General features: G+C 69.3%; 19 protein-coding genes. 8 read left to right on the forward strand and 11 right to left on the reverse strand.

The window, feature by feature from the left end; all coding sequences use genetic code 11:
- Positions 1-2: 2 nt before the first annotated feature.
- Positions 3-1,187, reverse strand: coding sequence for an acyl-CoA dehydrogenase family protein (locus tag NM1_RS01850; protein WP_068013092.1), 1,185 nt, complete (start codon positions 1,185-1,187; stop codon positions 3-5).
- Between the two features lie 31 nt (positions 1,188-1,218).
- Entirely contained in the window at positions 1,219-2,409 is a 1,191-nt protein-coding gene (locus NM1_RS01855; RefSeq protein WP_068013095.1) for a CaiB/BaiF CoA transferase family protein, read from the reverse strand.
- A 135-nt stretch (positions 2,410-2,544) separates the two neighbouring features.
- Between NM1_RS01855 and NM1_RS01860 the strand changes: the two genes are divergently transcribed.
- Complete coding sequence (locus NM1_RS01860) at positions 2,545-3,429, forward strand: LysR family transcriptional regulator (RefSeq protein ID WP_068013096.1); 885 nt, start codon at positions 2,545-2,547, stop codon at positions 3,427-3,429.
- A gap of 172 nt (positions 3,430-3,601) precedes the next feature.
- The gene (locus tag NM1_RS01865; protein ID WP_068013099.1) at positions 3,602-3,823 is read left to right on the forward strand and encodes a hypothetical protein; all 222 of its coding nucleotides are present in this window, start codon (positions 3,602-3,604) and stop codon (positions 3,821-3,823) included.
- Positions 3,824-3,929: 106 nt separating this feature from the next.
- Here NM1_RS01865 and NM1_RS01870 read toward each other — a convergent pair whose 3' ends face one another.
- Positions 3,930-5,087, reverse strand: a complete 1,158-nt coding sequence (locus NM1_RS01870; protein WP_068013102.1) for an esterase/lipase family protein — start codon at positions 5,085-5,087, stop codon at positions 3,930-3,932.
- Between the two features lie 148 nt (positions 5,088-5,235).
- Between NM1_RS01870 and NM1_RS01875 the strand changes: the two genes are divergently transcribed.
- Positions 5,236-5,904, forward strand: a complete 669-nt coding sequence (locus NM1_RS01875; protein ID WP_068013104.1) for a TetR/AcrR family transcriptional regulator — start codon at positions 5,236-5,238, stop codon at positions 5,902-5,904.
- A gap of 160 nt (positions 5,905-6,064) precedes the next feature.
- Here NM1_RS01875 and NM1_RS01880 read toward each other — a convergent pair whose 3' ends face one another.
- Both NM1_RS01880 and NM1_RS01885 read right to left on the reverse strand, forming a co-directional pair.
- Positions 6,065-7,021 (reverse strand): DMT family transporter, encoded by a 957-nt coding sequence (locus NM1_RS01880; protein WP_068013106.1) that lies wholly within the window; start codon positions 7,019-7,021, stop codon positions 6,065-6,067.
- A gap of 43 nt (positions 7,022-7,064) precedes the next feature.
- Positions 7,065-8,156 carry a glycine betaine ABC transporter substrate-binding protein gene (locus NM1_RS01885; protein ID WP_068013108.1) on the reverse strand — a complete coding sequence of 364 codons (1,092 nt, stop codon included), beginning with the start codon at positions 8,154-8,156 and terminating at the stop codon, positions 7,065-7,067.
- A gap of 244 nt (positions 8,157-8,400) precedes the next feature.
- Here NM1_RS01885 and NM1_RS01890 point away from each other — a divergent pair, with 244 nt between their 5' ends.
- The 4 genes from NM1_RS01890 to NM1_RS01905 are packed head-to-tail and all read left to right on the forward strand — an operon-like array spanning position 8,401 to position 11,882.
- Positions 8,401-9,297, forward strand: coding sequence for an ABC transporter substrate-binding protein (locus NM1_RS01890; RefSeq protein WP_084519067.1), 897 nt, complete (start codon positions 8,401-8,403; stop codon positions 9,295-9,297).
- 13 nt (positions 9,298-9,310) lie between these two features.
- Positions 9,311-10,492 carry an ABC transporter ATP-binding protein gene (locus tag NM1_RS01895; RefSeq protein ID WP_373864010.1) on the forward strand — a complete coding sequence of 394 codons (1,182 nt, stop codon included), beginning with the start codon at positions 9,311-9,313 and terminating at the stop codon, positions 10,490-10,492.
- Positions 10,489-11,202, forward strand: a complete 714-nt coding sequence (locus NM1_RS01900; RefSeq protein WP_068013110.1) for an ABC transporter permease — start codon at positions 10,489-10,491, stop codon at positions 11,200-11,202. Before NM1_RS01895 ends, NM1_RS01900 begins: the two co-directional genes overlap by 4 nt.
- A complete protein-coding gene (locus NM1_RS01905) occupies positions 11,199-11,882 on the forward strand; it encodes an ABC transporter permease (RefSeq protein ID WP_068013112.1) in 684 nt (227 codons plus the stop codon). Before NM1_RS01900 ends, NM1_RS01905 begins: the two co-directional genes overlap by 4 nt.
- 13 nt (positions 11,883-11,895) lie before the next feature.
- Here NM1_RS01905 and NM1_RS01910 read toward each other — a convergent pair whose 3' ends face one another.
- From NM1_RS01910 to NM1_RS01930, 5 genes are all read right to left on the reverse strand, one after another.
- Positions 11,896-12,111 carry a hypothetical protein gene (locus NM1_RS01910; protein WP_068013114.1) on the reverse strand — a complete coding sequence of 72 codons (216 nt, stop codon included), beginning with the start codon at positions 12,109-12,111 and terminating at the stop codon, positions 11,896-11,898.
- A gap of 220 nt (positions 12,112-12,331) precedes the next feature.
- Entirely contained in the window at positions 12,332-13,489 is a 1,158-nt protein-coding gene (locus tag NM1_RS01915; RefSeq protein ID WP_068013359.1) for an NAD(P)-dependent malic enzyme, read from the reverse strand.
- Between the two features lie 555 nt (positions 13,490-14,044).
- Complete coding sequence (locus tag NM1_RS01920) at positions 14,045-15,649, reverse strand: FAD-dependent oxidoreductase (protein WP_068013117.1); 1,605 nt, start codon at positions 15,647-15,649, stop codon at positions 14,045-14,047.
- A 51-nt stretch (positions 15,650-15,700) separates the two neighbouring features.
- The gene (locus NM1_RS01925; protein WP_255286155.1) at positions 15,701-15,922 is read right to left on the reverse strand and encodes a hypothetical protein; all 222 of its coding nucleotides are present in this window, start codon (positions 15,920-15,922) and stop codon (positions 15,701-15,703) included.
- 70 nt (positions 15,923-15,992) lie between these two features.
- On the reverse strand, positions 15,993-16,847 hold the full coding sequence (locus NM1_RS01930) for a PHP domain-containing protein (RefSeq protein WP_068013361.1): 855 nt from the start codon (positions 16,845-16,847) through the stop codon (positions 15,993-15,995).
- 143 nt (positions 16,848-16,990) lie between these two features.
- Between NM1_RS01930 and corA the strand changes: the two genes are divergently transcribed.
- The gene (gene corA, locus NM1_RS01935; protein WP_068013123.1) at positions 16,991-18,067 is read left to right on the forward strand and encodes a magnesium/cobalt transporter CorA; all 1,077 of its coding nucleotides are present in this window, start codon (positions 16,991-16,993) and stop codon (positions 18,065-18,067) included.
- A gap of 17 nt (positions 18,068-18,084) precedes the next feature.
- Here the strand turns inward: corA and NM1_RS01940 are convergent, their stop codons facing one another.
- On the reverse strand, positions 18,085-18,660 hold the full coding sequence (locus NM1_RS01940) for a suppressor of fused domain protein (protein ID WP_084519069.1): 576 nt from the start codon (positions 18,658-18,660) through the stop codon (positions 18,085-18,087).
- Between the last annotated feature and the right edge of the window lie 3 nt (positions 18,661-18,663).

Raw genomic sequence — 18,663 nt, forward strand, 5'->3', positions numbered from 1 at the left:
CCTTACAATCCGAGAATGGTCTTGGCGATGACGCCGCGCTGAATTTCGTTGGTGCCACCGAAGATCGACAGCTTGCGCAGATTCAGATAGTGCGCACCGGCGACGGCGTCGGACAGCTCCGCGTGCAGTTCGGTCCCGGCCCCGTCGTGTCCGCCGACGAGCAGCGCGTCGGATCCGGCGGCCTCCACCCGCAGCGCGGACAGCTCCTGCTGCACCCGGCTGCCCTCCAGCTTCAGCAGCGAGGACACCGGATTGGCCCGGCCGCCCTCCGACGAGCCGGTCACCCGCAGCTGCGTCGCCTCCAGGGCCAGCAGGCGGAGCTTGGCCGCATGCAGTCGTGTCCGGAACCCCGGATCCGACGACAGCGGACCGCCTCCGACGTCGAGCTTGTCTGCCCGCGCTACCAGCTTCTCGAAGCTGCGCTGCGAATTTCCCACCCCCGCAATGGCATTGCGCTCGTTGCCGAGCAGGAACTTGGCGTAGGACCAGCCGCGATTCTCCTCGCCGACCAGGTTCTCCGCCGGGACCCGCACATTGTCGAAGAAGAACTCGTTGACCTCGGCGCCACCGTCGATCAACCGGATCGGGCGGCGCTCGATACCCGGAGTCGTCATATCCACCAGCAGGAACGAGATCCCGTGCTGCGGCCGCTCGGCCCGGGTGTCGGTGCGGGCCAGCAGGAACATCCAGTCGCCGTACTGACCGAGCGTGGTCCAGGTCTTCTGGCCGTTGACCAGGTAGGAGTCGCCGTCGCGAATTGCGGTGGTCTTCAACGATGCCAGGTCCGATCCGGCTTCCGGCTCGGAGAAGCCCTGCGACCACCAGATGTCGAGATTGGCCGTGGCGGGCAGGAATCGGTCCTTCTGCTGCTCGCTGCCGAACTCGGCGATGATCGGGCCGACCATGCTCACATTGAACGGCAGCGGCGTGGGCACCGCGGCGCGCTGCATCTCCGAGACGTAGAGGTGCCGCTGCAGCGGGGTCCAGTCCCTGCCGCCCCGGGCCACCGGCCAGTTCGGTACCGCGAGCCCGTGCTTGTTCAGAATCTGTTGCGAGGCAACGATATCGTCGCGGGTGAGCTGCCCGTCGGCGGAGCGTGCGCGGATGTCGGCGGGGATCTCGTCGTAGAACACCGCGCGCAGTTCGTCGCGGAAGGCCAGTTCCGCACTGGAGAGTTCGAGTTTCATGATCGTCCTTCGGGCCGTGGGAGTACGAGAGCTACGCGGCGGAATCCGCGGATCGCCGGGCCAGCACCTCGTCGTTGCTGTCGCCCGCGCGCTCGGCGAGGCGGCGAATGTTGGTGGGAGTCTTGGAGAAATGCGCCGGATTGGTCACCACCTTCATCCGGCCCTCGGTGGGATGCTCGACCTCCTCGATGAGACCGACCTCGCGGACGTACGGGTCGTCGGGCAGGTCGGCGATATCGACGACCACCCCGAACGGCATGTCGTTGGCGGTGAGGTAGTCGGTCCACTCGGCGGTCGTCCTGGTGGTGGAGTTGGCGATGACCGCGCGCACGCCCACCCGGCGCTGTTCGCGGTCGGTGACCTCGGCGTCCCAGCACGGATCGGCGGCCAACTCGGTGCAGCCCGCACCGATCAGCAGCGTGCGCACATCGGCGTTGGTGTACGGGATGGCGGAGATCGCGCCGCCGTCGGCCGTGCGCAGTGCGACATGCTCGGCCTCGAGGCTCATCGGATTGCCGACCGGGCCCGTCGGCGGGGAGAACACCTCCCCGGCCAGATGCTCGACGAGGTTGATCGCGATCATCGCATCCGCCATGGCCAGCGAAACCAACTGTCCCTCACCGGTTCTCGCCTGGTGGTACAGGGCCGCGAGCAGACCCGCCAGCAGGTACAGCCCCGCGGTCTTGTCGGCGATGAAGGTCGGCAGGAACTGCACGCTCCCGGCGGCGCGGTCGTGCAGGTTCACCAGACCGGTCACGGCCTGGATCACCTCGTCGTAGGCCGGGCGACCGGCCTGCGAGGACTGCGCGTTGAAGCCCTGGGCATGCGCGTAGACCAGGTGCGGGAACCGCTCGCGGATCTGCTCGTAGCCCAGGCCCAGCCGCTCCAGCGCACCCGCACGCATATTGGTCAGCAACACATCGGCATCGTCCAGAAGATCGAACAGCGCCGCCCGATCCTCCGGATCCTTCAGGTTGAGCGCGACATTGCGCTTGTTGCGGTTGTTCTGCAGGTACAGCGGCGCCATGCCGGGCGTGCGGCTCATCCCGCCCGGGGAGATCCGCGCGGTGTCGAACGGCGGCTCCACCCGGATCACGTCGGCCCCGAAATCGCCGAGGATCTGCCCCGCCATCGGGCCCATCACCACCGTCGACAGGTCGATTACCGTCACACCCCGCAGTGGCCCGGTCGCGGGGCCGCCGAGATCGATCGAGGAACTCATCCGGTGTCCTTCCACAGGTCGTTCGCTTCTATGAGCCACGCTAAGTCGTTACTCGACCTAACGGAATGACCGTCTTTCGAGGACCGGTATGACCAATCCGATAACAACAGCCATCGCCGGGCTACCATCCTCGCCATGGAGATGCACCACCTCCGCTACTTCCTGGCCGTGGCCCGGGAGCTGAACTTCACCCGGGCCGCCCACGCGCTGCAGATCTCGGTGCCGCCGCTGAGCCAGCGCATCCGGGCGCTGGAGAAGGAGCTGGGGGTGCCGCTGTTCGACCGCTCCACCCACCACGTGCGACTCACGGCAGCGGGCGAGCAGTTGGTGCCGCTGGCCGAATCCGTGGTCGCCGACTTCGACGCCATCCCCGGGCGCCTCACTATGGACGGCCGGAAAGTTGCTGTGCGGCTTGGTATTCCGGAGGTACTGGGCGCGGAGCTGTCGCGCCGACTGTCGGCGGCGATGCGCACGCTGTCGGACCGATACTCGTTCTCCGTGCAGCAGATGGGCTCGGTCGACCTCGGCGCCGCGCTGCGCAACCACCGCATCGACCTGGCGCTGTCGCACATCTCGTCGGCGCAGGCCGGGGTGCGGCGGGTGATCGTGGCCACGCAGCCGATGGGCGTGCTCGTCGATACCGAGCGTTTCGCGGGGCGCATGTCGCTGCGTCTGGCGGAGCTGCGCGGGCTGGCCTACATTCGCGGCCCCCGGCACTGGGGACTCGACGCGATCGCCCGCACCCGTCGTAAGCTCGCCGAGGCGGGCGCCGTCGACGACCGCACCAATCGCTACAAGGATATCGGCGGAATGCTCATCGCCCTGCGGCATACGCGGGGCTTCACGTTGTATCCGCTGCACGCGGACCTGCCGGTCGGCGCCGCTCCCGGCGAATTCACCGTGCTACCGGTCGAGGACCTGCCCCTCACCCTCAACACGGCCCTCGCCTGGCGCACGGAAGACGATCAATTCACCCGTCTTGCCGGTGAATTCACCGAATACCTGGAGGGCGCCGAATAGTTCTGGGCTCTCGAGGGGGTACCAGCTGGTTGTGCGGTGTCCCGAGGGCGCCACCGGACGATGGTGAGGTTTGCGGAAAATCCGCTCGGCCCGCCCCGGGGTACGACCGACACCCCTACCGTGAACTCGCTGCAGCACATCGCTATTCGCATGTGGCATGGGAAGTTCCAGTATGAATCACAGGGGCCGAGCGGCCGTTCTTGCGGGATTCGCCGGATCGGCAGCACTTTTCGGTACCGGCGTCGGCACCGCCGATACGCCGCCGAACGACATCGCAAGCACCAACAGCGCCGAGGACTCGCAGTTCGCCACCGGCTCGAGCCATTACAAGACCGCTGCCGCACTGCCGAATTGGCTGCGGCACATCATCGAACAGCTGCAACGGTCACCGTGACGCGGTGCGCGCCGCGCCCCAATGCCCTGCGCCCCCGCACATGTTCGCGCACCGGCTCCAGGGGCGGGGTGCGCGAACAGGCACGGGGCGCGTCGAGGCGGACGGGCTACAGGCGTCCGCCGCCGCCGAACATCCACGGGTTGAAGGTGCATTCGATCGTGGGATGCGCGGCCGGGTCGAGCGCGCGCAACGCGATGGACGCGGCGCGCGGTGAGTACATCATCGTGAGGTGGTCGGACAGGTCCTGTTCACAGCCCGCCTGCAGGGCGATGTTGTCGACCGGGGCGTCCGGACCGGGGGTGAGGAAGGTCCAGTCGAAGGGGTTGGAGATCTGGTCGTGCGTGCTGGCGACCGCGGTGTAGCGGACGCCGGGAACGGTGTCGCCGTGCTCGTTCAGCTTGGCGTAGAACGGCGATCCGACGACCTGCTCGATATTGGCGGGCCCGATGAGCGGCCGATAGAACCCGAGAATATTGATGCCGAGGTTGGTCATGATGCGGCCGATCGTGGCCATGCCCATCAGCGAGGTGCCGTGGTTGGTACCGCCGAACGAGACCAGCTGGTCCACCTTGTCGCCACCGCCCTCGAACTTCAGGTACTGGTGGGAGACCGGCCCGCCCTGTGAGTGCGCGACGAGGTCGACCTTGCCCGCGCCCGTCTTGTCCCGCACCCGGTCGACGAATGCGCTCAGTTGCCGCGCCGACTCCTCCATCGGCCCGACGCCGTAGCGGCCGGGCAGGATCGGCCCGAGACCGCCGCCGTCCAGCACGTTCGAGCGCCCGAAATTGAAGGCGTACACGCAGTACCCGGCCCGCGCCAGCCGCGGCGCGAGATAGGCGAAGGTGTCGTAGGCGTTGAGCCAGGTGCCGTGCACCAGCACGACCGGTTCCGGGTGTGCCGCAGTGGGTTTGCAGTCCCAGCGATTCGCACCGGGCGGCGCGGCGTCAGGATGGGTGAGCCCGTAGCCGAAGGCCGCCAGGTACGCCGACACCTCCGGGCCCTCACCGATCGCCTCGGAGGCGTGACTGCGCCCCGCCGAGCCCGACCCGGATCCCGAACTGCTGCCGGTGTCGACGATCGCCTTCGGCTGCCGGCCGTCGGGCGCGGGCCGCAGCCCGGCGTCGATGGCGGCGACCAGGGCCTGCTCGGTCGACGGGACCGGATCATCCGCGGTCGCGGGACCACCGCCGATAGTGACTGCGACCGCGGTGATCCCCGCGATCGCAGCGCAAAGTAAAGCTCCCCGACGAGATCTGTACCTCATAGTGCCTTCCTCGACGAGTCGCCGGACCGCCGTGCGCCGGGGCCCGGCGACCCTAAAACTAGCGCTGCAAGTTTCAGGGCTACCCTAAGACGGGTAAACTATCGCTGCAAGTTTTTGTGACGGCTCACCCAGGAAGGACGAATTCTCTGTGGCCCGTCCCCGCCGACCACTGCTCAGCCGCGACCGCATCGTGGCCGCGGCCCTGACGCTCATCGACGCCGAGGGGCTCGATGCCCTGTCGACCCGGCGCCTGGCCACCGAACTGGGCGTGCAGGGACCCTCGCTGTACAACCACGTGGGCACGATGGACGAGCTCATCGATGCGGTCGTCGACACCGTCCTCGGGGCGGTCGACACGTCGATGTTCTTCCGGCTGGGCGACGGCAACCGGGACTGGCGCACCGCGCTCGACTCCTGGGCCCGGTCCTACCGCGCGGCGATCACCGCCCATCCGCACATCGTTCCCGCGCTGGCCAGCGGGCCCGGCCGACGTCCCAACGCGCTGCGGATCGCCGATGCCGTCTTCGGTGGGCTGGTCGCCGCGGGGTGGCCGCGGCGGGAGGCGACCACCGTCGGCACGCTGATGCGGTACTTCGTCGCCGGTTCGGCCCTGGGCTCCTTCGCCGCCGGGTTCCCGGCCGACGCCGCCGTCTACACCGGCGAATATCCCCACCTCACCGAGGCCCACCTGCTCGCCGACCGGCAGCAGCGCATCGATCGCGACGCCTTCGACGCCGGATTGCGCGCGCTGCTCGACGGTTTGGAAGTGCGGTACGCCGAGAGCGTCGGCGAACAGTCCGATAGTGCAGGCGGATAGCCTGTTCGGAATCCTGTCCGCGCCGCCACGAAACAGCATGTCGGCCAACAGAATCTGCGACATCGAGACGGCCGTGACCGCACTGTGTGTGACACCCCGGCGGGACGGCAGAGCGGTTTCGCGGCAGCTTCGCACCAGATCGACGCGGCATTGACGGCGGCTATGTCGCTCGCCCCGGGTTGCCGTCCTCCTGGCGGCCGATCGCGACATCGCCTCGCGCGCGATGGCCCGAGGCCGGGTCGGTCGCGTAGAAGGCTTGGGCCAGTGGGGAATGCGCGAGACCGGAGATGCCCCACACGACCAGGGCACCGGCGGCGGCGATCCCGGCGAGCGCGGTGGGGGCGACGGGGATCGTGACCTGGAAGGCCAGGATGCCGACGATGTAGCTGGCGACGGGGTTGGTGACGCTCATGGCCGCGATGGCCCACGGGAGCGGGCCCGCGGCGAAGGCGGCCTGCTCCAGCAGCAGGCCGCTCAGGGTCGACAGGGCCAGCAGGTAGCCCGGCCAGTCCACCGCCGTCGCGGGCACGCCGCGGTGCAGCAGGTCCTCGGTGGTGAGCTTCATGAACACGGCGCTCATCGCGAAGCAGATCCCGGCGGCGACGGCGACCAGGTTGGCGGCGATGCGCATCGTGCAGCGAGAACTCACCGCCGCCAAGAGCACCACGAGCCCGGCGGCCGATACCGTCGCCAGCAGCACCCGTCCCCGCTCCGGCTGACCCGCCAGCGGCGCCGCGCCCTCGACGCTGAAGAGCACCGCCAGCCCCGCGCACACCAGCAGCGCGTAGGCCAGATCCTGGGGCGGCGGCCGCCGCCGCTGCCCCGCCGCCTCTAGCGGCACCGCGAACAGCAACTGTGTCGACATCAGCGGCTGCACCGCCGCGACGGACCCCACCTGCAGCGCCGCGGCCTGTGTGAAGAACCCGGCAAGATTCGTCAGCCACCCCCGCAGCCACGTCCGGCTCCGCAGCAACCGCCGCATCAACATCGACAACCCGGGCACCCGCGCCGCCTCCGGCCGCTCGGCCACCACTCCCCGAGCCGCCCGCTGCTGCAAAAACCCGGCCGCCGCAAACAAGAACGCGGCCAGCACCCCCAGCGCGACTACCAAAACCATGCGAGACCCCCGCCTAGGCGATCTCTCCCGACTCTACGCCCGGTCAGAGGTCGTGGGAGTCGAGCCAGGTGCGGGCCAGGTCGGGGGCGGAGGCGTGGTCGTCGCGGAGAGCGCGGACCATATCGGTGAGGTCGGCCGTGGTGAGTTCGCCCGCAACGTAATTCAGCTTCTTCAACTGGCGGGCGGTCAGGGTTCCCTTGCGGTACAGGGGGATTACGCTCTGGGCGCGGAAGGCGTAGTCGGGGTCGGCGATCGGGACCAGATCGCCTGCGCCACCGGGTAGCAGGGCGGCCGGGGCCGTCAGAACACCGGCTTGAATCTGCCCTTCCTGCAGTGCCTTTCGCAGTGCGGAGTCGTTCGGATAAACGGTGTGGTGGGTGATGTCGCAGCCGTAGACCGTGTGCAGCGGTTCGAGCACGTCCCGTTGCGGATCGGGGGAACGGCGCAGCGGATCGAGTTCGCTACCCGTGGCGACACCGACGGTCAGCTCGCCGCAGCGCGGCGCCAGTTCCTTCAGGGAATCGGGGTACCGCCCGGATGCCGCACCGCTGAACACGAACGCGGGACGCAGGTCGGTCCCGTCGGCGATATCGGATACCGCCAGCCCCTCGGGGAGGGCACGGCTGACCGCATCGGCAACGTCCGGCACCCGCTCCACGCCCCGTGCATCCGGCGCCTTGACCCCCGCAGAATCGCCACCGGGCGCGTCGTTCCCCCCAGAGCTCCCGGGCGGCTTGCCCCCGGTGCCCTGCGCGTCGTTCCCGTTGGCCTTGGGCGCTGCCGTCCCCGTGACCTTCGCCGCCGCGAGCTTGTCCGGGAGCCGCGCCTGCGACCCCGAGTCCAGGGCCGTCAGGAGATCCCCGCTGTCGTCGCCGACCAGCTGCACCGTGCCCGCATCCAGCGCTGTCAGGTAGTCGCCGCGCTGGCCGAGCCCGGTTCTGGTGGTGGTGTGCGCACCGGCTCGGGCCAGCGCACCGGCATAGATCTCGGCAATCAACTCCGACTGAGCGGAATTCCCCGCGCCGACGGTGATCGTCGTCCCCGAATCGCCGTCCGAACAGGAAACGACCAGCGTAGCGGCCATGATCGCGACCACGGCGCGAACCGAGTTCCGCACCGATGCGGCCAACTCCATCCGGCGACACCCACTCCCGATAGATAGTAAGAACGACACCCGGCTGACAGTATGGACAGCCAGAAGGCGGCCGTCCCGCAGACGAATCGTAGTCGGAGCACGCGCCGGCCCACCTCGGAGCACCGGGCCATCGGAAGGACCTGCAGTGAAATCCTCGAACACCACCAGCGCACGCCGCCGCGGCCTGCGCCCCGCCTGGGCCGCCGCGCGCTTCCTCGCCACCGCCGTCGCCCTGGCGGCCGCCATGGCGCTGTCGGCCTGCGGCGGCAACAGCGACCCGCTCTCGAGCGGCTCCGGTGACTGCGACGGCAACGACAGCGACCTCACCATCGGCTCGGCGAACTTCCCGGAATCCGAGACGGTCGCCAATATTTATGCGGAAGCCTTGCGCGCCAACGGTTTCAACATCGACACCAAGCTCAATATCGGCAGCCGCGAGGCCTACATCCCGGCGCTGCGCCAGTGCTCGATCGGCCTGATCCCGGACTACACCGGCAATCTGCTGCAGTACCTGGACAAGTCGGCGACCGCCACGGCCGCCGACCAGGTGAACCAGGCCCTGACCGCGGCGCTCGGGGACCAACTCGCCATCGGCGCCCCCGCGCCCGGCGAGGATTCCGACGCCGTGGTCGTCACCCGGGCCACCGCCGACAAATGGAATCTGCGCTCCATCGGCGACCTGGCCCCGCACTCGGCCGAGGTGAGTTTCGGTGCGCCCGCGGAGTTCTCCGAGCGCACCTACGGGCTGCCCGGCCTGAAGACCAATTACGGCCTCGATATCGCCAAGGACAAGTTCGTCCCGATCGGCGACGGCGGCGGCCCGGCGACCGTGCGCGCGCTGACCTCCGGTCAGGTGACCGCGGCCGACATCTTCACCACGTCTCCGGCCGTCAAGGAGAACAACCTGGTGGTGCTGGACGATCCGAAGAACAACTTCGCCGCCCAGAACGTGGTGCCGCTGCTGAACGCGAAGGAGAAGTCGGACCGGGCCGTCCGGGTGCTCGACGCGGTATCGGCGAAATTGACCACGGCGGAACTGGTCTCGCTCAACGAGGCCGTATCCGGCGCCGCCAAGACCGAGCCCGCCGCGGCCGCCAAGGCGTGGGTGTCCGCGCAGGGCCTGGACAAGCCGATCGGTTAGGAGACTCACCCCCGTGAGTGAGGGAACAACGGACACAACCGAACTCGCGATCGAGTTCAGCGGCGTCACCAAGACCTATCCGGACGGCACCACCGCCGTCACCGATCTGGATCTGCGCATCGACTCCGGGTCGTTCACCGTGTTCGTGGGCCCGTCCGGCTGCGGTAAGACCACATCGATGCGGATGATCAACCGGATGATCGTGCCCACCTCGGGCACGATCACCGTCTCCGGCGAGGACATTTCGACCGTCGATCCGGTGCGATTGCGGCTCGGCATCGGCTATGTCATCCAGAGCGGCGGGCTGCTGCCGCACCGCACCGTGCTCGACAATGTCGCGACGGTCCCGGTGCTGCGCGGCCAGACCCGCCGCGCCGCGCGCCGGGCCGCGCTCGATGTGCTGGATCGGGTGGGTCTGGATCGCGGTCTGGCGCAACGGTATCCGGCGCAGTTGTCGGGCGGGCAGCAGCAGCGCGTGGGCGTCGCGCGGGCGCTGGCCGCCGACCCGCCGATCCTGCTGATGGACGAGCCGTTCAGCGCGGTCGACCCGGTGGTGCGCGAGGAGTTGCAGGCCGAGATGCAGCGCCTGCAGGCGGAACTGCACAAGACGATCGTGTTCGTCACCCACGACATCGACGAGGCGATCAAGCTCGGGGACCGGATCGCGGTCTTCGCCCGCGGCGGGGTGCTGCAGCAGTACGATCCGCCGCAGCATCTGCTGGCCCAGCCCGCGACCGACTTCGTCGCCGACTTCGCCGGGCGCGACCGAGGCTATCGCGGATTGTCGTTCCGAAGCGCGGAAGACGTTGTGCTGCACGATATCCGGACCGCCACCGCCGAGGAGGTCACCGGGCTGCGCCTGGAGCCGGGCGAATGGGTGCTGGTCGTCGACGAGCAGCGGCATCCGCTCGGCTGGGTGGATGTCACGGGTGTCGAGGGCGTGCGCGCCGGGCACGCGTGGGCCGAGAGCATGTCCGCCGGTGGTTCGCTGTTCGTTCCCGGCGGCGACCTGCGCCAGGCGCTGGACGCGGCCATCTCCTCGCCGTCGGGAATCGGTGTGGCCGTGGATAATTCGGGCGCGGCGTGCGGCGGGGTACTCGCGACGGAGATCATCGAACTACTCGCGCAGCAACGATCGGGCGAGGATGCCGCGCGCAACCGGCACTTCTTCGAAGAGGAGGAGGGAGTGCGATGAGATACCTCGTCGACAACTTCTCCGAGATAGCCGGTTTCACGCGTACCCACCTATACCTGGCATTGGTGCCCCTGTTGATCGGCCTCGTGATCGCGATCCCGGTCGGCACCCTGGTGCGCCGCGTCCCGTGGGTGCGGCGGACCACCGTCACCTTGGCCAGCCTCGCCTACACCATCCCCTCGCTCGCCCTGTTCGTGATCATTCCGCCGCTGGCCGGCATCCCCGCCATCGATCCGCTGAATGTCGTTATCGCACTGAGCATCTACTCGGTCGCACTGCTGGTGATCGCGGTGCCGGTGGCGCTGGATTCGGTGTCGGCCGCCGTGCTCGATGCCTCCGACGCCATCGGCTACTCCCGCCTGCGGCGCGCCCTGACCGTCGAATTTCCGTTGGCGATACCGGTTTTCGTGGCCAATCTGCGGGTGGTGGCGGTCACCAATATCTCGATGGTGACCGTCGGCGCGCTGATCGGCGTGGGCGGGCTGGGCAAGCTGTTCACCCAGGGCTATCAGCGCAACTATCCGGACGAGATCGTCGCCGGGATCATCGTCGTGCTGGTGCTGGCGCTGATCGTGGACCGGGCGCTGTATCTGGTCGGCCGCTGGTGCACGCCGTGGCTACGGACCGATCGGCCGACGCTGGCCCGGCGCCTGCGCACGGCCATCGATCCGGCGAAAGGCGTCGGTGCATCGAAAGAGGTTGGCGCATGAACCTTTTCCTCGACGCCTGGCATTATCTCACCGATTCGGCGAACTGGGGTGGCAGCGCGGGCATCGACCACCGGCTGCTGGAGCATCTGTGGTACAGCCTGCTGGCCGTCGCGCTGTCGGCGGTGATCGCGATCCCGATCGGACTGCTGGTCGGCCACTCCCGCCGCGGCGCCGCCGTGATCGTCGGATTCGCCAACGCCATGCGCGCCCTGCCCACCCTGGGCCTGCTGACGTTCGTGGTGCTGCTGCTGGGTCTCGGGCTGATTCCCCCGCTGCTGGCGCTGATCACCGTCGGCATTCCGCCGCTGCTGGCCGGCGCCTACGCCGGGATCGCCAACGTGAATCCCGATGTGGTCGATGCCTCCCGGGCGATGGGCATGACCGAACGCCAGGTGCTGTTCCGCGTGGAGGTCCCCAACGCGCTGCCGGTGCTGCTGACCGGCCTGCGCTCGGCCACGCTGCAGGTCGTCGCCACCGCCACCATCGCCGCCTACGTGAACCTCGGTGGCCTGGGCCGCTACATCTTCGACGGCATCAGCCTGTACAAATACGACCGCGTGCTGGTCGGCGCCCTGCTCGTCGCCGCCCTGGCGCTGGTCCTGGACGCCATCCTGGCCTTCGCCGTATGGGCCAGCGCCCCGGGCACCGGCCGCCTGCGCCGCGCGCCCGCCGGTCCCTAGCGGGCCGACAACGCTACTCGCCGCCACCGCCCCCTCCGGTACAACCGCCGTCGCCCCACCCGGGCGCGGGCTGGCCGGGGCGGCGCGGCCGGTTGCGCTTGTTGATCCGCCGCAACTTGTCCAGATCCCGCACGACGCCCCCGGCGCGTCCGCTCGCGCGGACCGGTGCCTGCCACTGCTCGGATCGATCTCGGCGCAGCAGCTTCTCGAGAATCCGCCGAAAACCCATGTGCACCGCCCTCTCCCGACGGCACAGTCTAATTCGACAACCCGCGAACCGCGAACGGGCACGGCGTCGTCGTGGGCCACAGAATCCACCGTAACGCCCGCTGCCCCAGCGTCATTCGGCGAAGCCACGTTCCCGAGCCATGCCCATTCCGGCCCCGGACAGACGAAGAGCGCCCCGTTCGCCGCTGAACGGGGCGCTCTTCGTTCGACAGAACAGCCTGTTACGCAACGCCTTCCGCGCGCGCGGTGGAGGCCACGGCCTCCGCCACCGCCGGGGCGACCCGCGGGTCCAGTGGGCTCGGGATGATCTTGTCCCGGGACAGCTCGTCACCCAGCACGCCGAAGATGGCGTTGGCCGCGGCCACCTTCATGCCCTCGGTGATGCGCCGCGCGCCCGCGTCCAGCGCGCCCTTGAACACGCCGGGGAACGCGAGCACGTTGTTGATCTGGTTCGGGAAGTCGCTGCGACCCGTGGCCACGACCGCGGCGTACTTGTGCGCCACCTCGGGGTGGATCTCCGGATCCGGATTCGACATCGCGAACACGATCGACTCCGGCGCCATCGACGCGATCAGGTCCTCCGCGATGGTGCCCGCCGACAGGCCCAGGAACACGTCGGCCCCGGCCATCGCCTCGGCGGCGCCGCCGCTGATCCCGCGCGGGTTGGTGCGCTCGGCCAGCTCGGCCTTGATCTCGTTGAGATCGGTGCGATCCCGGCCGACGATGCCGCGAGAGTCCAGCACGACGATGTCGGACACGCCCGCGGCCAGGAGGATATTGGTGCAGGCGACGCCGGCGGCGCCGGCCCCCGACACCACGACCTTCATGCCGGAGATATCGCGCCCGAGTACCTTGGCGGCACCGTTCAGCGCCGCCAGCACCACGATGGCGGTGCCGTGCTGGTCGTCGTGCATCACCGGGCAGTCCAGCGCCTCGACGACCCGCTTCTCGATCTCGAAGCAGCGGGGCGCGGAGATGTCCTCCAGGTTCACCGCGCCGAAGCTCGGGCGCAGCCGGACCAGCGTCTCCACGATCTCGTCGACATCCTTGGTGTCGAGCACGATCGGAATCGAGTCCAGCCCCGCGAACTTCTTGAACAGCGCGGCCTTGCCCTCCATCACCGGCAGCGAGGCGCGCGGGCCGATATCGCCCAGGCCGAGCACCGCGGTGCCGTCGCTGACCACGACGACCAGCCGGTCGGTCCAGGTGTAGCGCTTGGCCAGCGCCTCGTCCTTCGCGATGGCGCGGCTGACCTGCGCTACACCCGGGGTGTAGGCGATGGACAGATCACGCTGCGTGTCGAGGGGCGCCGCAAGTTCCACCGAGAGCTTGCCTCCGAGGTGTCCCGCGAAAATCTCTTCGTGCGTAATAGCGGACAGGCTGGCCGCATCATTCTCACGGCTCGCCGTGGCGGCGTTCGGTGCGTCAGTCACGGGTGACACGATCTCACTCCTGCTCGGTGGTGGCTAGCCCGGCCTGCGGTTACCGCCGGGTATCAGGATTAGGGGTTTTTCGGGTTACTGACAGGTGCGCTGACCACGCTCGGGTCCGACGCGAAATGCCCGCACTGGTTACATCGCGGCAAGGAACAGGGGGCATTACGGCACACGGTTTGCGTATCGCTGCACAGAGCTGTCGAGCGAGAACCGGACGGGTGGGTCCGGGCAATGCTGTGGGGTGATCCGCGATCCGGAGCCGTGCGTCACGGACCGTAGGTCACCAACCGTCCCGGACCGGGCGGTGGCGTCGGCCGGGAATCCGCAATATTCTGCCAGCCGAAACGGCGGCTTGCCAAATCGCCTCGCGGTGCGTGCTGCCATCTCCCGAGGGTAGCGACCCCGAATTACCCCTGGGTAAGGGGAAACTCGCAGCTCCGGATGCGGGGAAAGTGAACTGTCGCACCGGGCGTGGCGAACCCGATGTGAGGTCGTGACCTACGCCGGAGTCAAATCCGCCTGCTGCGGCGCCTCTCCCGGATCGCACTGCTCCGGCCGCACCCACACCGACTCCACTCCCCCCGCCCGCAACCGGACCCGCCAATCGCTGGCCGCGCCCGGATGATCGGTGCGCCGGTGCATGCCGCGAGTCTCCGCGCGGGCCAGTGCGCTGTATTTGGTCCACCGCGCCACCGCCAGCAGCGCCGCCGCCTGCCGGGCCCGCAGCCGGTCCGGCCCCTTGCCGCCGAGGTCGGCCTCTGTCACCGGCCACATGCCGTCGAGTTCGGCGATGCTGTCGCGCAGGCTGCCCGCGCTGCGCCAGTAGCTGCGCCGCAGCGGCAGCGTGTGCTCCTGCACCAGCCCGACCACCGCGCGCGGGTCGATACCGGCCGTGGCGTTCAGCCCCGCACCGTGCGCCGGCCGAGCCTTGCCCAGCCCCGGACGCCTGCCCGCGAATCCGGCCGCACCCGCACCCGCCCAGACGCCCGAGGAGATCGCCCACGCCCCGCCCTGGCCGCCGAATCCGCCGACCGCGCCGGTGATGGGCTCGCGCGTGGTCACGTCGCCCGCGCCGAACAGCCCGGGAACCGTGGTGGCGCAGTCGAATCCGACCAGTCGCACACCGCCGGTGCCGCGCACGGTGCCCTCCAGGACCGCCCGCAGCGGTATCCGCACGGGATCGCACCCCTGCGCGGCGAACAGCGGGGTCCGAGCCAGCTGCTTGCGCAGCGGTCCGGGAATCTCGTCCAGCGCGGCGTAGACCCGCCGCCCGTCGGCGATGGCGGCGAACGCCGCGGCCCGCGACCCGAAGCCGGAACCGCCGAGCGCGGTGCCGGATTCGTCGTAGAGGGTGGCGAAATGCAAGGCCAGGTCGGGGGCCGGGGCGATGCCCGGGCCCGGCACCTCGTCGGCGACGGCGGCGCAGCCGAGATCGCCGACCGGCGTCAGGGCGTAGGCGTTGGAGAACTCCATGCCCGACAGCTCCCCGCCGACCTCGGCGGCCATCAGCAGACCGTCACCGGTGTCGACGTCGCTGCCCGCGCCGCCGGACAGAAATGCGCAGCCGCCGGTCGCCAGCACCACCGCGCTCGCCCGCACGCTCCAGGCGCCGAACCCGTTGCGCACCTGCAGCCCCGCGGCGCCCGACACCACGCCCTCGGAATCGACGAGCAATTGCAGCGCCGGATGGTAATCGAGAATGCGCACCCCGGCCACGATCAGACTGCGGCGCATCCGGCCGAGATATTTCGAGCCGTCCAGGCGCACCCGAGTCGGCCGCCCGGCCCGCTCCCCCGGAAATTGATAACCCCAGCGGACCAACTGATCCACCCGGCGGTGCGTCTCCTGCAGCACCCGGTGCATCCACTCCTGGTCGCCCAGCTCGCCGCCGTGCCGGAAGCTGCGGTCCACCGCCTCCTCGCGTGCCGGTCCGGGCGGGATGTTCCACAGGGCGACAGACCCTTTCGCGGTCGGACCGCTGCTGCCGCACCGCCCCTTGTCGACCAGCACCACCCGCGCCCCGGCGTGTGCGGCGGCGAGGGCGGCCCAGGCCCCGGCGGGGCCGCCACCCAGCACCAGGACATCCGCCGCTGTGTCGCTCACAAAGAAAAATATTCGGCCACAATTCACCCGATCGCAACCGTTACGCGGACCTCAATTCCACCATTGCGTAACCAACAGATAACCCGCCGCCACAAAAACGACCACCGACCCGGAAAAGGCCGCAAAACCTCGACGGCGGTCGGCGAAAATCTGCGCCGCGACAGCCATCGCCGACAACCCGATATGCCATGCGAGCGTCGCCGTTCCCGGGCCCGGGAACCCCCGCCGCTGGCCCACGAGTTCGGCGCCGAGTAGCACCGCGGTCAGCACCACCAGGCCACCGGCAACGATTCCGCTCAGCGCGCGGAGCAGTCTCATCCCCGGCCTCTCGGTGTCCGCGCGCTCACGACGTGATCACCGGGACCCCGGACGCCTTGCCCGCCAGCTCCTCGAACTGGTCGGGGGCCGTGGTGAATTCGCCGAGCCGGATGGTCTTGTTGGTGCCGTGGTAGTCCGACGAGCCGGTGGTGATCAGGCCGAGCTCGCCGGCCAGCCCGCGTAGCACCCTACGATCCGCGTCGCTGTGATCGGGGTGGTCGACCTCCAGCCCACCCAGGCCGAGGGTCGCCAGCTCCCGGATGTCTTCGACGGCCAGCATCCGGCCGCGCTTGCGCGCCCGCGCGTGGGCCACCACGGTGACCCCGCCCGCGGCGGCGACCATTTCGACCGCGCGGCGCAGCGGGGTGTCGGCCTTCTCCACGTAGTACCGGCCGCGCGGAGCCAGCAGGTCGACGAACGCCGCGTCCACGGTCGGCACCACCCCGGCGGCCACCAGGGCCCGGGCCAGATGCGGCCGCCCCGCCGACGGTCCCGCCGAGGCCAGCACCTGGTCCGGATCGACCGGGAGGCCGTCCGCCGCCATCTTCTCTGCCATGGAACGCACCCGGGCGACCCGCTCGGCCCGTAGCCGCTCCCGCTCCTGCGCGAACGCGGCGTCGGCGGGATCGAACAGGTACGCCAGCAGATGCACCGGCACCGGCCAGCCGTCCTCCCCCAGGCCCACGCACGACATCTCCATGCCCCGCACCAGGGTCATCCCGGGCGGCAGCGCCTCGGTGGCCTGGGTCCAGCCGGACGTGGTGTCGTGGTCGGTGATCGCGACGACGTCGAGCCCCGCCGCGGCGGCGTGGCGAACCAGCTCCGCGGGAGTATCGGTGCCGTCGGAGGCGGTGGAGTGGGTATGCAGGTCGATGCGCACCCTGTCCATCTTGCCGAAGTGCGTTTCGGCACCGTCGATCACGGTGCACGCCGCTGCGATCGGGACCACCCGCCGTCGACGAGTACGGTTCGGCCGACCTCGGCCGGAGGTCGATGCGATCGGGGCCGACTAGCATCCCTCCAATGCCGCAGATTCCACCCATACCGTCGTTCCGCGGGCGTGGGAAGGCGGACGGTCCGCTCCCTCGGATACCCGTCCCGACCGCGCGGGCGATCATCGATTGCGCCGTCTACGTGGAGGGTGAGCGGCTGCCGGGCCGGAACACCCCCGCCGAGGGGCTCGCCACGGTCCGCGAGCGCGGCGCCGGTTTCGTCTGGGTGGGACTGCATACGCCGGACCAGCACCAGATGGCCGAGATCGCAGGGGTATTCGGGCTGCACGAACTTCCGGTCGAGGATGCGGTGCACGCCCGTCAGCGCCCCAAACTGGAGCGCTACGACGACGACCTGTTCCTGGTGCTGCGCACGGTGAAATACGTGGAGCACGATCTGCATGCCGTCAGCGAGATCGTGGAGACCGGCGAGATCATGGTCTTCGTCGGCCGGGAATTCGTCGTCACCGTGCGCCACGGCGAACACACCGGGCTGACCGGAGTCCGCCGCGAGCTCGAGGCCAACCCGCAGCAGCTCGCTCTCGGCCCGGGTGCCGTGCTGCACGCGATCGCCGACCACGTCGTGGATTCGTACATCTCGGTGACCCAGGAGATCGAATCCGACGTCGAGGAGATGGAGGAGGAGGTCTTCACCCCACGCAGCCGCCTCGCGGTGGAATCCATCTACCAGCTCAAGCGCGAGGTCGTCGAGCTGCGGCGAGCGGTCAATCCGCTGGCGCTGCCGCTGCAGGTGCTGTCGCGCGGTACGGATCTGCCTGTGCCGAAGGAGGTTCGGCGCTATCTGCGCGACGTGGCCGACCATCACACCGCGGTCGCCGAGCGCATCAGCGACTTCGACGACGCGCTGAGTTCGCTGATCAACGCCGCGCTGGCGAAGGTGACCGTGCAGCAGAACACCGATATGCGCAAGATCTCCTCGTGGGTGGCGATCGCGGCGGTGCCGACGATGACCGCGGGCATCTACGGCATGAACTTCGATTTCATGCCCGAGCTGCACTGGAAGTACGGGTACCTGATGGTGTGGATCATCATCCTCACCATCTGCGGCGGGCTGCTGTACACCTTGCGCCGCAACAACTGGCTGTAGGCCATCGAAGCTGCGAACTACAGGTTCGCGGCGCCCCGCTCCGGGTCACGCACATCGATTCCGGCCTCGCTCCACGCGTCACGCAGCGCTCCCGCACCGCGCACACGCACCCACGCGGCCTCAGTCGCCGTGATCGGCGAAACGGCCAGAAACCGTACGGGCTCAGCGGGTTCCGGCAGATCGACGTCCGGGAGGTCCGCCGGGCTCAGCAGCGCCGCGGTGAAAGGGGCGTTGTGCCACAACGGTTCTCCCAGATCCAGCAGCGCATCATCCTGCAGCACAACGCCTTCCACCGCGGGCGAGGCGATCAGCACGCCGAGTCCGCGGGTGAGGCCGGCATGGCCGCCCACCCCGCCGCGCAGCGTCAGCACCAGTTCCGCGCGCGGTCCCCGAGTCGGGTCGGCCAGCTCGGAGGTGGGGTCGGTCATCGGGTGCCTGGCCCCGCCCACCGTCACGTAGTGCACGAATTCGCCGTCGGGAATCCGCAGGATCTCGATCGGCTCCAGCCCCAGGAAGGTCACCGATGCCGAATCGGCCGTGGACACACCGAAATGCCCGAGCGCCGCGGCCCGGACCTTGCCGACAACATCCATCGA

The organism is Nocardia mexicana NBRC 108244 (genome assembly GCF_001613165.1).
GTDB lineage: Bacteria > Actinomycetota > Actinomycetes > Mycobacteriales > Mycobacteriaceae > Nocardia > Nocardia mexicana.